This is a genomic window from Catenulispora pinisilvae (genome assembly GCF_015356865.1).
Taxonomy (GTDB): Bacteria; Actinomycetota; Actinomycetes; order Streptomycetales; family Catenulisporaceae; genus Catenulispora; species Catenulispora pinisilvae.
In genome coordinates this window covers 24,301-37,366 of record NZ_JAAFZA010000093.1, presented here as the reverse complement: position 1 = coordinate 37,366, position 13,066 = coordinate 24,301, and the positions used below count along the sequence as shown (strand labels likewise).

Annotated in this window: 12 protein-coding genes; 3 read left to right on the top strand and 9 right to left on the bottom strand. The window is 71.8% G+C overall.

Going from position 1 to position 13,066, the window contains the following annotated elements; all coding sequences use genetic code 11:
- Together IZR01_RS24500 and IZR01_RS24495 are read right to left on the bottom strand one after the other, a co-directional pair.
- Positions 1-1,305: hypothetical protein (locus IZR01_RS24500; RefSeq protein ID WP_194925220.1), on the bottom strand; the 1,305-nt coding region annotated here is incomplete at its 3' end.
- A gap of 156 nt (positions 1,306-1,461) precedes the next feature.
- Positions 1,462-3,225, bottom strand: a complete 1,764-nt coding sequence (locus IZR01_RS24495; RefSeq protein ID WP_194894242.1) for an acetyl/propionyl/methylcrotonyl-CoA carboxylase subunit alpha — start codon at positions 3,223-3,225, stop codon at positions 1,462-1,464.
- A gap of 234 nt (positions 3,226-3,459) precedes the next feature.
- Here IZR01_RS24495 and IZR01_RS24490 point away from each other — a divergent pair, with 234 nt between their 5' ends.
- Together IZR01_RS24490 and IZR01_RS24485 are read left to right on the top strand one after the other, a co-directional pair.
- Positions 3,460-4,230 (top strand): rhomboid family intramembrane serine protease, encoded by a 771-nt coding sequence (locus tag IZR01_RS24490; protein ID WP_194894243.1) that lies wholly within the window; start codon positions 3,460-3,462, stop codon positions 4,228-4,230.
- Positions 4,231-4,281: 51 nt separating this feature from the next.
- Entirely contained in the window at positions 4,282-5,577 is a 1,296-nt protein-coding gene (locus IZR01_RS24485; protein WP_194894244.1) for a hypothetical protein, read from the top strand.
- 65 nt (positions 5,578-5,642) lie between these two features.
- Here the strand turns inward: IZR01_RS24485 and IZR01_RS24480 are convergent, their stop codons facing one another.
- From IZR01_RS24480 to IZR01_RS24470, 3 genes are all read right to left on the bottom strand, one after another.
- Entirely contained in the window at positions 5,643-6,200 is a 558-nt protein-coding gene (locus tag IZR01_RS24480) for an isochorismatase family protein (protein ID WP_194894245.1), read from the bottom strand.
- A 37-nt stretch (positions 6,201-6,237) separates the two neighbouring features.
- A complete protein-coding gene (locus tag IZR01_RS24475; protein ID WP_194925219.1) occupies positions 6,238-7,530 on the bottom strand; it encodes a cytochrome P450 in 1,293 nt (430 codons plus the stop codon).
- A gap of 75 nt (positions 7,531-7,605) precedes the next feature.
- Entirely contained in the window at positions 7,606-8,709 is a 1,104-nt protein-coding gene (locus tag IZR01_RS24470) for a GGDEF domain-containing protein (protein ID WP_194894247.1), read from the bottom strand.
- 124 nt (positions 8,710-8,833) lie between these two features.
- Here IZR01_RS24470 and IZR01_RS24465 point away from each other — a divergent pair, with 124 nt between their 5' ends.
- Positions 8,834-9,022, top strand: a complete 189-nt coding sequence (locus tag IZR01_RS24465; protein WP_194894248.1) for a hypothetical protein — start codon at positions 8,834-8,836, stop codon at positions 9,020-9,022.
- Positions 9,023-9,139: 117 nt separating this feature from the next.
- Here the strand turns inward: IZR01_RS24465 and IZR01_RS24460 are convergent, their stop codons facing one another.
- The 4 genes from IZR01_RS24460 to IZR01_RS24445 form a co-directional block, all read right to left on the bottom strand.
- Positions 9,140-10,054 (bottom strand): hydroxymethylglutaryl-CoA lyase, encoded by a 915-nt coding sequence (locus IZR01_RS24460; protein ID WP_194925218.1) that lies wholly within the window; start codon positions 10,052-10,054, stop codon positions 9,140-9,142.
- A 79-nt stretch (positions 10,055-10,133) separates the two neighbouring features.
- Positions 10,134-11,408 (bottom strand): adenylate/guanylate cyclase domain-containing protein, encoded by a 1,275-nt coding sequence (locus IZR01_RS24455; protein WP_194925217.1) that lies wholly within the window; start codon positions 11,406-11,408, stop codon positions 10,134-10,136.
- Positions 11,409-11,462: 54 nt separating this feature from the next.
- Entirely contained in the window at positions 11,463-12,008 is a 546-nt protein-coding gene (locus tag IZR01_RS24450; RefSeq protein WP_194894251.1) for a PH domain-containing protein, read from the bottom strand.
- A gap of 122 nt (positions 12,009-12,130) precedes the next feature.
- The gene (locus IZR01_RS24445) at positions 12,131-13,051 is read right to left on the bottom strand and encodes a biotin--[acetyl-CoA-carboxylase] ligase (RefSeq protein ID WP_194925216.1); all 921 of its coding nucleotides are present in this window, start codon (positions 13,049-13,051) and stop codon (positions 12,131-12,133) included.
- Positions 13,052-13,066 lie beyond the last annotated feature (15 nt).

The window sequence follows — 13,066 nt, the reverse complement described above, 5'->3', positions numbered from 1 at the left end:
GGAGCCGCCCGCGCCCCCGTCGCCCCAACCACCGCCACCGTTGTCGTAGTAGTTGTTCTCGACGTAGGTCTCGTTCCCGCCGAACATCGAGCCCATCATCGTCCCGATCATCAGCGCCGGCAGCACCGAACCGCCGAAGTACCCGCCGGCCCAAGGCGCGTACGCCGGACCCGCGTTGTAATAGGGCTGCGGTCCGTACGCCGTCTCCACCTGCCGCACCTGGGGCTGCTGCCCGGTGTCCACCCGCGTCATGTCCGCGGCGCACGCCGGAACCGGACGCGGCGCACCGCCCGGCGGCGCCCACGTCACCTCGCCGACCGAAGGCCCGTGGCGCGGGTCGAAGAAGCACGGTGGCCGCCGCTCCGGCAGCGGCGTTCCGTGACGCCGCGCGTCCAGCGTCGCCAAGGCGAACCGGCCCTCGTCCAGCGCCTCGGTCACGCTCTTCATGTCCTCAGGACGCTGTGCCGCCGCGGCCGCTGCCTTGGCCGCCTCGTACTGATCCAGCGCTCTGCTGTAGTCGGCCCGCATCTCGTCGGTCGCGGCCGGGTCGCCGGGGGAGAAGTCCAGCCGGTCCAGCACCTCGCCATAGGCGGTGATGTCCTCGTCCACCGCACGCTTCAACCCGTCCAGCTCCGCGGCCCGCCGCCGATTCGTCCGCTGCTTCTTGCGCGCGGCCACGGCCAGGTAGCCGCCGCCGGCGATGACCGCCAGCACCAGGATCAAGACCAGCGCGCCCGACCCGGACTTCGAGGACGACGACTTCCCGTTCGGATTGCCGTTCGGACTGCCGCGGCCGTCAGCGGTCACCGCCGAGTCGACCGAGGACACGAACGATGTCAGTGCCGAGTCGAGGTTCCCACCGCTGCCTGCCGCCGCAGCCCGCGCCAAACCGTCGGCCTGCCCCGATCGCAGCCGCCCGGAGAAGTCGAGCGCCTGGAAGCTGTGCCCGAGGTTCGCGGCGTAGACGCCGGACTGCCCGACCTTGGTGCGCAGCTGCTGAAGCAGAGTGGGCTGGTTGAAGGTCGAGTTGTCCGGCAGCAGCGCGATGTACACCGGAACACCGGAGTGCATCCCCTTGATCTGCGAGACCAGCGAATCGACCTGGGCCGACGTCAACTGCACCGAGGAGTCCGGGTCGACATACACCGGTTTTTCCTTCAGCGCGGCCGCGACCGAGTCGACCGTGGAGTCGGCGGCGTAGGCCGTGCCGCCGCCGCCCAGAGTGAATACCGAAAGCAGGAGAGCGAAGCCCGCAAGGAGGACCGCGAAGGTCCTCCTTCCCCGGCGGGCGAGATCTTGTTCCATTCAGCGAGGCTAGCCGACCGGGCACGGGAAGGCCCGCTGCACGCCTTCGCGTGCAGCGGGCCGGACCGGCTACGCCGGACTTCAGTCCTTGATCTGTATTGAATCCTAAAACCCGTGTTGAATCCTAAAACCTGTGTTCAACCCTTAAATCTGTGCTCAATCCTTGATCTCGCACAGCACGGTGCCGGCCGTGACCGTCGTCCCGACCTCGGCCGCGATCGACGTCACGGTCCCCGCCTTGTGCGCGTTGATCGGCTGCTCCATCTTCATCGCCTCGAGCACCACGATCAGGTCCCCGACGGCGACCTCCTGCCCGTCCTCGACCGCGACCTTGACGATCGTGCCCTGCATCGGCGCGGTCAGCGAGTCGCCGGACGCCGCGGCGCCGGCCTTGGCCCCGCCGGCCCGCTTCGGCGCCGCCTTGCCGCGGCCGCCGCCGGCTCCGCCCGAGGCCGACACCCCCAGCTCGGCCGGCAGCGTCACCTCCAGCCGCTTCCCGCCGACCTCGACGACCACCCTGGTCCGCTCGGCGGCCTCGGCGACCTCGCCGGGGGCACCGGCGAACGCCGGGATCCGGTTGTCGAACTCGGTCTCGATCCAGCGGGTGTGGACGTGGAACGGGCCCTGCTCCGGCGTGAACGCCTGGTCGGACATCACCGCCTGGTGGAACGGCAGCGCGGTGGGCATGCCGTCGATCTCGAACTCGGCCAGCGCCCGGCGCGCGCGCTCCACGGCCTGCTTCCGGTCCCGGCCGGAGACGATCAGCTTGGCCAGCAGCGAGTCGAAGTTCTGCCCGATCTCCGCGCCCTGCTCGATCCCGGAGTCCAGGCGCACGCCCGGGCCCGACGGCGGCCGCCACACGGTCACCACGCCGGGGGCCGGCAGGAAGTTGCGGCCCGGGTCCTCGCCGTTGATCCGGAACTCGAAGGAGTGGCCGCGGACCTCCGGGTCGCCGTAGCCGAGCTCTTCGCCGTCGGCGATCCGGAACATCTCCCGGACCAGGTCCAGCCCGGTGACCTCCTCGCTGACCGGGTGCTCCACCTGGAGTCGGGTGTTCACCTCCAGGAACGAGATGGTGCCGTCCTGGCCGACCAGGAACTCACACGTCCCGGCGCCGTAGTAGCCGGCCTCCTTCAGGATCGCCTTCGAGGCCCGGTACAGCTCCGCGATCTGCGCCTCGTCGAGGTACGGCGCCGGGGCCTCCTCGACGAGCTTCTGGTGCCGGCGCTGCAACGAGCAGTCGCGGGTCGACACCACCACGACGTTGCCGTGCTGGTCGGCCAGGCACTGGGTCTCCACGTGCCGCGGCCGGTCCAGGTAGCGCTCGACGAAGCATTCGCCGCGCCCGAACGCGGTGACAGCCTCACGCACCGCCGACTCGTACAGCTCGGGGATCTCCTCCAGCGTGCGCGCCACCTTCAGCCCGCGCCCGCCGCCGCCGAACGCCGCCTTGATCGCCACCGGCAGCCCGTACTCCCGGGCGAACGCCACCACCTCGTCGGCCCCGGTCACCGGGTCCGGGGTGCCGGCCACCAGCGGGGCGCCCGCGCGCTGCGCGATGTGCCGGGCCGAGACCTTGTCCCCGAGCGAACTGATCGCCGCCGGCGGCGGGCCGATCCAGGTCAGCCCGGCGTCGATGACGGCCTGGGCGAACTCGGCGTTCTCGGACAGGAACCCGTAACCGGGGTGCACCGCGTCGGCGCCGGAGTCGGCGGCGGCCTTCAGCAGCTTGTCGATCACCAGGTAGGACTCGCCGGGGGTGGACCCGCCCAGCGCGTGGGCCTCGTCGGCGACCCGCACGTGCAGCGCGTCCCGGTCCGGGTCGGCGTAGACGGCGACCGAGCCGATGCCGGCGTCCCGGCAGGCCCGGGCGACCCGGACCGCGATCTCGCCACGATTGGCGATCAGAACCTTGCGCACGGCGGCAATCCTTCCCAGTGGGTGGTCGATTCGCAGTTTAGGGCCGTACGCGTGATGCGGCCTCACGATGGGGACGTGGTTCGCGCCACTTCGGGCGGGCTGGCTCTACCTACGGAGGTAGCACTTTGAGCCTTTCGGCGCGTGTTTTCTCCCCCTCAAGGTGGATGCGTCCTCGAACAGCGACCGCTACGCTTTCTCTCAGAACGCGATACAACGCGACACTTGGGGGACCAGATGGACGGGCCAGGCTCCTGGGACGGCAGAAGTGCCGAGGAGGTCCTGTACGAGGCGCGCAAGGCGCTGTACGTCATGGTCGGCTTCATCGCCGCCATCTGGGCGGTGCAGGTGGTGAACTGGGCGACCGACTACCGGCTGTCCACCCACTTCGGCATCGTCCCGCGCAACGTCGGCCACCTCGGCGACATCGTCTCCGCCCCGTTCCTGCACTACAGCTGGCAGCACATCGAGAGCAACAGCGGGCCGCTGTTCGTCTTCGGGTTCCTGGCCGCCTACCGCGGCGTCCGCAAGTTCCTGATGGTGACCCTGATCATCACCTTCAGCAGCGGGCTGATGGTCTGGTTCGCGCAGGGCAACTCGAACACCGTCGGCGCCTCCGGCCTGGTCTACGGGTACTTCGCCTACGTCATCGTGAAGGGCCTGTTCGACCGGCACCTGGCGGACGTGCTGATCGGCTGCGTCATGGCGTTGTCCTACGCCTACCTGCTCACCGCCGCGCTGCCAGGTGTGCCGCACGTGTCCTGGCTCGCCCACTTCGGCGGGGCGATCGGCGGCGTGGCGGCCGGCTGGCTGCTGCGCGAGCGCGGGGCCGCGGCCCTGACGTCCGGCGGCGCGAGCGCGGAACAGGTCGGCGACGGCGGCCTGTCCGACACCAAGATCTTGTCCCAGCCGACCAAGGACGGTGGCCGGAAATCGGCCAAGGGCGGTAGTCTCCCGGGCAGTCCGCGGTCGGACCTCATGAAGGAGCTCGACGACCTCGGGTTGTGATTCCCGAGAGGCGTGGGTGGGGTGCGAGGACAACGCGGTAAGCGGTCGGTCGTGGCGGGTGTCGCGGGGGCCTGCCTGGCCACGGTGGCGCTGGGGGTCGTCGCCGCGGCCCCGGCCCAGGCCGCGCACGCCTCGGCGAGCCTGACGCTGGGTCCGAACAGCGGCGTCGCCAACTCGCCGTTCACCGCCAGCTTCCACCTGAACGCCCGCGGCGGCGCGGCGGCCTGCCTGGGGGGCCAGGTCACCTTCACCTTCGACGCCACCCCGCTGGGCTCGGCGATGCTGGACCAGACCTGCACGGCGACCGCCGCGCTGGCGGTGCCGGCGCCGGCCGGCCCCGGCCCGCACACGATCCACGCGACCGCCAGCGGCGCGGCGCAGAACGCCTCGGCGAACGCGACGTTCACGGTCACCGGCGCGGCGCCGACCACGACCGGCAGCACGCCCGGCGCGCCGCCGGCCACCCCCACCTCGTCGGGCTCGCCCTCGTGGTCGAACTCCACGACGCCCTATCCGGGCTGGACCGCGCCGCCGTACGTCAGCCAGGCGATCCCGACCTCGACCGGGCCCTGCGACACCTCCGGTGCGCACGCCACGGCGGCGAACAAGATCTTCTTGCAGATACCGGCCTACTCGGCCGGGACGCACCCCGCGACCTCCGGCCCGACCGGCATACCCGAGCCGGCCGCCGGCGCGCTGCCGATCCTGTCGGTGGGACCGGCGGGGATGATCCCGCCGGCGCTGGGCGACGGCCGGCACCCGTACCAGAACCTGGAGTTGCTGGAGAGCATCGACCCGAACGTGTCGCCGAAGCTGCGGCTGGCCGCGGCCGCCGGGGAGCCGTTCGGCTGTCTGCACGTGGAGGGGTTCGGCGGGCCGGGCAGCGGCTACGGCTACCTCTCCTTCGCGCTCAAGGACGCCACGGTGATCAGCGTCCAGGACGCGAACGCGGACGGCTCGCTGTTCCAGACCGCGGAGCCCACGGCCGCCCCGCCGCCGAGCACGCCGGCCCCGGCCGCCACCGGCAAGGAGAAGGGGAAGACGCCGGCGCCCGCCCCGGCGCCGACCCCGGTGCCGCAGGCGAAGTTCGAGAAGGTGGTGCTCGGCTACACGTCGCTGACCTGGGAGTACCAGGAGGCGCCCGGCGGCGCGCAGGCCCCGATCCACCGGGGCGCCGGGACCATCGTGCCGCCCCCGCCGCCCGCGCAGCTGTCGTACTCGAACCTGGTCTTCGCCTTCGGCGGGCTGGTCGCGGCCGCGGTGGCGCTGATGTTCGCCTACCACTCGCGGCGGCGGGACCTGGCGCGCCGGCAGCGGCGGCGGCGGGCCTCGACGCACGCTTCGTAGCGCCTCAGCCCGCCTTTCCCCGCCTCAGCCCCGCCTCACCACTGCCTTATGCGCGCTGGTCGGCCTCAGCCCTGGTCGAAGCTGAGGTCCGCGGTGGTCACGGTCCCGGCGGTGCGGCCCGGAGCCTCGTGGTACTTCCAGTACAGATTGGTGTGCGCGATGACCGCGTCAGGGGCCGGGGCGCCGTAGGCGGTGCTGTCCTCTGTGGTGTGCGCATCGCTCACCAAGAGGGCGTCGTAGCCGCGGACGATGGCGCCGTGCAGGGTGGAGCGGACGCATTCGTCGGTCTGCGCGCCGGTCACCACCAGGGCGCCGACCTTCAGGCCCGCCAGCACCGACTCCAGCTCGGTCTCCTCGAAGGAGTCGCCCCACTGCTTCTGCACCTGCGGCTCGTCCTGGCGCGGGTCCAGTTCCGGCACGATCTTCCACGGTTCCGTGCCGGGCGCGCGCTCGCCCCCGGTGTCCTGGATCCAGACGACCGGGACCCCGGCGGCGCGGGCCTTGCCGACCGCGGTGTTGATGTTGGCCACGACGGCGTCGCGCTCGTGGTTCCCGGCGACGACGCCGTTCTGCACGTCGATGACCAGGACGGCCTTGTTCGGCCGGTTTTCGAGAGTGCTCATCGCACCAACGTATCCGCGGCCGCTGACAACCGCGCTTTTATTCGATCTCGTCGATCTCGTAGCGCAGCCGCTTGATCCCGTTGATGAAGCTGGAGGTCAGCCGGTCCGGCTCGCCGACCGCCCGGATCGACGGGGCCCGGGCGAACAGCTCCCGCAGCAGCGCCGTCATCTCCGTCCGGGCCAGGTGCGCGCCGAGGCAGAAGTGCGGGCCCGGGCCGCCGAAGCTCAGGTGTGGGTTGGGGGTGCGGGTGATGTCGAACCGGTCGGGGTCGTCGAAGACGTCCGGGTCGCGGTTGGCGGCGTTGTAGAAGAGCAGGACCTTGTCGCCCTTCTTGAGCGGCGTGCCGTTCAGGTCGTATTCCTGGGTCAGGGTGCGCCGGAACTGGGTCACCGGGGTCGCGTGGCGCAGGATCTCGTCCAGGGCGCCGACGATGTGCCGGTCGAAGTCGCTCCGCAGGAGTTCCAACTGGTCGGGATGGTCGGTGAGGAGCATCAGGGCGTGCGAGAGCGTGGTGCGCGTGGTCTCGTTCCCGGCGACCACCAGGAGGATGAAGAACGAGCCGAACTCCTGGTCGGTGAGGGCGTCGCCGTCGAGGTCGGCGTTGACCAGCTTGGAGGTCAGGTCGTCGGTGGGGTGCCGGCGGCGTTCCCGGCCCAGGGCCGCGGCCAGGCGGTGCAGCTGGCGTCCGGCCCGGACCAGGCGGTACATCGCGACCGGCCCGACCAGCTTGGTGCGCAGCGGGCCCGCGTCCTGCGGCACACCGGTGAACTCCGGGTCGCTGCCGGCCAGTATGCGGTTGGTGTGCGCGTGGACCATGGCGTGCCGGTCCTCGGGGATGCCCATCATGTCGCAGATGACCTGGATCGGCAGCCGGGCCGCGGCCTCGGCGACGAAGTCCCCGGCGCGGCGGGCCAGCAGGCCATCGACGATCTGCGCGGCGGTGGCCTCGATCTCCGTCTTCAGGCCGGTCACCAGCTTCGGGGTAAAGGCCCGGGAGACGATGCGGCGCAGCCGGGCGTGCCGGGGATCGTCCATGTTGATCATCGAGCCGAAGTAGGTGGCCAGGAAGCGCGGCATGTCCGGGATGCTGTTGGAGGTGGGCTCGCTGCTGAAGACCTCCGGGTGGCGGCTGGCCTCCACGATGTCGGCGTGCCGGGTCAGCGCGTAGTAACCGGCGCCGGGCCTGATGAGCGGGAAGCGGGGTTCGGCGAACAGCGGGGCCGTGGCCAGGGCCCGGAGTTCGGCGAAGGCGGCCATGCGCTGGTCGTAGGGGAGGGCCCAGAAACGGTTGTCGGACAGGTCGATGTCGGTGCCGAGAACGGTGGCCATGGGGTCAGCTTGACATCGAGGGCTGATACGTCAAGCTTTTCCGTATATGTCATGGTCGGCGTGGTACGGGGCCGGTCAACGTCCGCGGCGTATCCGGCGCCGGTCGCGGGACGCGGCGGTCCCGTCGGCGGCTGCCTCCTGCACCCGGATCAGGTGCCGCGCGGCGGCCGGGATGGGCCGCTGGATGCCCTCGCGCTTGGCCTCGTACTGGGCCGCGTCCGCGAGCCGGAAGAGGGTGTCCCGGTTGGCCACCGGACCGGCCGGGCCGTCGGTGGCGGAGTAGCCGACCGCGGCGCCGGCGATGCCCTCCAGCTTGGCGGCCCGGGCCGCCAGGTCCTCGGCCAGCTGGGTCACCGCCGACCAGGGCTGGCCGACCGCCAGGACCGCGAACTCGTCACCGCCTATCCGCGCCGCCAGCGCGCCGTTGACGGTGCCAGCCACCGCGGACAGGTGTCCGGCCAGCTGTTCCAGGACGGCGTCCCCGGTGTCGTGCCCGGAGGTGTCGTTGACCTGCTTCAGGCCGTTCACGTCGCAGATGATCAGGCCCACCGGCAGCCCGGTGAGCCGGTGCAGCTCCATCGCCTCGTCCAGGCCGACCTCGATGGCCCGCCGGTTGGCCAGCCCGGTCAGCTCGTCGGTGTAGGCCAGCCGCTCCAGGTACTCCTGCCGGTCGGCCTGCGCCAGCCCGGCGCTGACCAGGGCCGCGAGCGTGGCCGCGAAGTCCAGGTCGGCGTCGGTGTAGGGCTCCTGGTCGGCGGTGCGGGCGGCGTACAGCTCGCCCCAGACCTGGCCGGCGAAGAAGATCGGGGCGATCAGCGCGCTGTGCCGCTCGCGCAGCCGCAGCGAGGCGGTGCGCCGCGGGTCGGCGTTCCCGTCGTCGCTGCGCAGCGTCCACGGCCGCGGGTACTCCTCGCTGACGATGCGCGGGAAGTCGGAGGGGGCGTACCACTCCTCCTCGGGGAAGCGTTCCTCGAACGGCAGCAGGTCGCCGTGGTTGATCAGCACCCGCAGCTGTCCGGTGGCCCGCACGAACTCCGACAGCGAGACCACCCGCGCGTCCAGCGCCTTGCGCGACTCCTCGGCGGCCACCGAGATGACCTCGCTGAACCCGTGCACCCGCGCCAGTCCGCGGGCCAGGTCGGTGAGCGCACGCAGCCGGACCGAGGCTGGGTCAGCCATCGCCGCGGGGCCCGCCGTACGAAATCACGGGACCACGCTAGGTGATCTCCCCGGGCTGTGCCACTTCACCCGTCTGGGCGACGGTCCACGAGATCCACGCCGGGTGTCGGTACCGTGGCCCGACGTGACCGGACCCCAGCCCCCCACGTCCCCGCCCGACGACGGCCTGGCCGCCGCCCGCACCCGGGCCGCCGAGCTGGGCGTGTCCGTGTCCGAATACGTCCGCGACCAGCTGCGACGCGCGCGCGGCGAGGAGGCCTGGGAACGGGCTCTGGCGCAGGCCGGGGACGCGGGGCCCGCGGTCCGGGAGTAGCCGGACCCGGGTCGGCGGGTGACATCGGCCGGCCGACGCGGGCCGCTCAGCCGATGTCGGGTTCCCGTCAGCCCGGCTCAGCCCGGTTCGGCTCGGCTCAGCCCGGCTTAGCCCGGCTCAGCTCTGCGCTAGCCGGGTCCGCGGTCCGGCCCGCAGCACCTGCGAAGGCAGCGTCCGCCCGACGGCCTGCTCGGCGTAAGCCGCGGTGTCCAGCAGCGCATCGAGGTCGACGCCGGTGTCGATGCCCATGTCCTCGGCCATGTGCACCAGCTCCTCGGTGGCGATGTTGCCGGAGGCGCCGGGGGCGTAGGGACAGCCGCCGAGGCCGCCGACCGAGGCGTCGAAGTCGGTGACGCCGAGTTGCAGCGCGGCCAGGACGTTCGCCAGGCCGGTGCCGCGGGTGTTGTGGAAGTGCAGGTTCAGCGGCTTGTCGGCGTGCGCCGAGCGGGTCTCGCCGATCAGCCGGGTGACCCGGGTCGGGGTGGCCATGCCGGTGGTGTCGCCGAAGGACAGGGAGTCGGCGCCGTGCGCGACCGCCGTGTCGACCACCCAGAGCACGCGCTCGGTGGGGATGTCGCCCTCGTACGGGCAGCCCCAGGCCGTGGAGGTGATCACCTGGACCGTGGCGCCGCGGCTGTGGGCCAGGTCGATGATCGCGGCGATGTCGTCCAGGGACTCGGCGGTGCCGCGGTTCAGGTTCTTCTTGTTGTGCGTGTCCGAGGCGGAGACGACAACCTCGATCTCGTTGAACCCGGCGTCCAGGGCCCGCTCGGCGCCCCTGAGGTTCGGCACCAGCGCCGAGTAGCGGATCCCGGCGGCCCGGGTCATCTGCGCGGCGACCTCGGCGGCGTCGGCCATCTGCGGGATCGCGCGGGGGTGGACGAACGACACCGCCTCGATCCGCGACACGCCGGTGTGCGAGAGCCGGTCGATCAGTTCGAGCTTGGTCTCGGTGGAGACCGGGTCTTCGTTCTGCAGGCCGTCGCGCGGCCCCACTTCCCGGAGCGACAACGCTGTCGGCATATCGGTCATGAGATCGATGCTAGTAGCGGGTCTCAAAGTGTGGAACCGAACGTGGCGCCGGTCACTCCGCCGGCGTTCGCGGTGCCGGTCACTCGGCCGGCGTCAGCGCCGAAGCCTCGATCTCCCCGAGCCCGCGCACCATCCGGGTCCCGATCGGCGCCAGCGCGAACGCCGCGTCCGGGTCCAGCGCCTTGGCCAGCTCCGGGTCCACCACGATCTGGTCCGGCTCGGCCAGCGACGTCAGCCGCGCGGCCAGGTTGACCGTGGTCCCGTAGATGTCGCCGTTGCGCTGCACGACGTGCCCGTACGCCACGCCGATCCGCAGCTCGGGCACCGCCTCCGTGCGCCGCATCGAGGCCAGCAGGTCCAGCGCGATCCGCGCGGCCCGCGCCGGGGAGTCGGCGGCGAACATGATCTCATCGCCCAGGGTCTTGATCAGCCGCCCGCCGCCGAACGCGACGGTGTCGGCGGCGGTGGCCTCGAACACCGAGACCAGCCGGGCCAGCTCCTCCTCGGACAGCTGGCGCGAGAGCCGAGTGAAGGACACCAGGTCGGCGAAGCCGACGGCCTGCTGGCCCTCGGCGTGCTCCTGGAGCTGCTGCCGGACCCGGCCGGCGGCCGCGGCCAGCTGCCGGCGCCAGACGTAGACCAGCAGCTCCTCCAGCTCCGGCAGCACCCGGCGGCCGATCCGGTAGCCGAACTCGGCCATCTCCGCCGAGCCGACGCCGGCCGTGTCGAAGGCGTCGAACAGCGCGTCGACCTGCCACTCGGCCAGCCGGGCCGTGGTCTGGCCCATGGAGCGGGCGACCTGGATCGCGAACTCCTCGGTGAACAGCCCGCTGCGGGGCATGCCGCCGAGCCGGAGCAGCGCGTCGACGTCGGCGTCGGTGAAGGCCCGGGCCTGGCCGACGTCGGCGAAGCCCATCGCGCGCCAGTAGCGGCGGGCCTCGTCGTAGGGGATGCCGGCGGCCTTGCAGACCTCGTAGGCGGTGTGCCGGGGGACGCCGCCGAGCAGCAGCGCCTCCAGCTCGTCGCCGTTGGCCTTGCGCTTGGCGGCGGCCCAGGCCTGGGCCTGGTCTTCCGACGGTGCGGCCTCCCCCGCCGTCGTGGGGACGTCGGGGAGGTCGGGGACGTCGGGGAGGCCGGACCGGGCGGAGCCGGCGCCGGATGACGCTCCGGAGGCGGTGGTTCCGGTGGTTCCGGTGGTTCCGGCGGACTCGGCGGCCGGTGCCGACTGTGTCGATTCGGCCGTCTCGGCCGTCTCGGCGGCTTGTTCCGACTCGGCCGCCCCGGCATCCGGTGCCGAGTCGGCAATGCCGCCGCCGTTCCGGGCCGCGTCGCGCCCGCCATCCCCCGGCACCATGCGCGCCATCGTCTTCCGCTGCTCCTGCCCTGGTCGCCGTCGAATCGCCGGGTACTACTTCTTGCGGTGGTGCTCTTGTTCCTCGGGCTCGGTCAGCTCGGCCGTGCCGGTGGGGCCGACGTTGCTGATCAGGGTGGTCAGCTCCCGCTGGGTGGACTCCACGTGCGGAATGTCCTCCAACTGCTCCTGACCGTGCTCGCCGGCCGACTCCACCACCAGCGTGCCACAGCCCAGGATCCGGTCCAGCAGGCCGTTGTGCTTGAACGACACGTCGTTGATCTTCACCAGGGGCATGTCCCGGCCCTCGCGGTGGATGAAGCCCTCGCGGATGATCAGGCGCTTGTTCGTGACGATGTAGTTCTTGTTCAGCCAGATGACCCAGGGCCGGACCGTGAAGATGATGAGGTCGATCACGGCCAGCGCGCCGACTCCGATGGCTGAGTACTTGCGGGTGTCGCCGCTGGTCAGACCGACTGCGGCGCCGAACACGGCGACCGCCACGATCAGGTTCAGCACCGGGAGGATCAGCGCCTTCCAATGCGGGCGCATCGCGAGGTCGATCTGCTCGCCGGGCGCCAGAAGGTGCTTGGGGTAACCCATTACCGTCACTACTCCCTCAGCTCCGCGCCTCCCCCCTGTGAGGAAGCGAAGGTGTCTTGTCGCCACGCATACTTGCAGACAATAGGAGTGGTTGGCAGTTACTTGCCGGTGACAGGGTCTTGTCATCTGAGATGAACGACATCCCCGGCCCCGAACGCCCGTTCCCCGGCCGCGGTCCGTACGAGCAGCCGCCCGTCTCCGTCCAGCCCCACGGCCTCGCCCACCACGGGCTCGCCGGCAGGCAGCTCCACCCGCACCCGGCGCCCGATGGTCGCGCAGGAGGCGGCATACGCGGACAGCAGGCCGGAGGCCATCGGGTCGCCGCCGGTGACGCTCCAGTCGGTGTACCAGCGCTCAAGCTCGCGCAGTAGGGCCCGCAACAGCGGGTCGCGGTCGGCGGCCTTCGCGCCCTCGAGCACCAGCGAGGTCGCGTGCGGGGCCGGCAGCTCATCGCGGCGCAATGAGACGTTGAGCCCCAGCCCGACGACCGCGGCCGGGCCCTGGGCGGTGTCGACCCGCTCGACCAGGATGCCGCCGAGCTTGCGGGCGGCGCCGTAGGCGTCGGCCGCCGGATCGGAACCGCCGGCGGCCGCTTCGGTACCCGGTGCGTCACTCGGTGCGTCACTCGGTGTGTCATCGACCACGATCAGATCGTTCGGCCACTTCAACTTGACCGGCACCCCGCTCACCGCGTCCACCGCGGTCCGCGCCGCCGTCCCGACCAACAGCGGCAGCCACCCCCACCGAGCCGCCGGGACATCACTCGGGCGGAGCAGTACCGACAGGAACAACCCGGATCGCGGCGGCGCCGACCACGTCCGCCCGAGCCGCCCCCGCCCGGCGCTTTGCACCTCGGCGACCCGGACATAACCCTCCTGCGCCCCGGCCCGCGCGGCGTCGGCCACATCGCCGTTGGTGGACGCGGTCTCGGCCACCACCTCGATCCGCCGCCAGAGCCCGCCCGGGCGCCCGACCGCCTTGCTCAGTGCCAGCTCGCGCAGTGGCGGGCGGTCCAAATCACTGTAAGGCGAGTCACTAGTCATCCCACGAGGCTATTG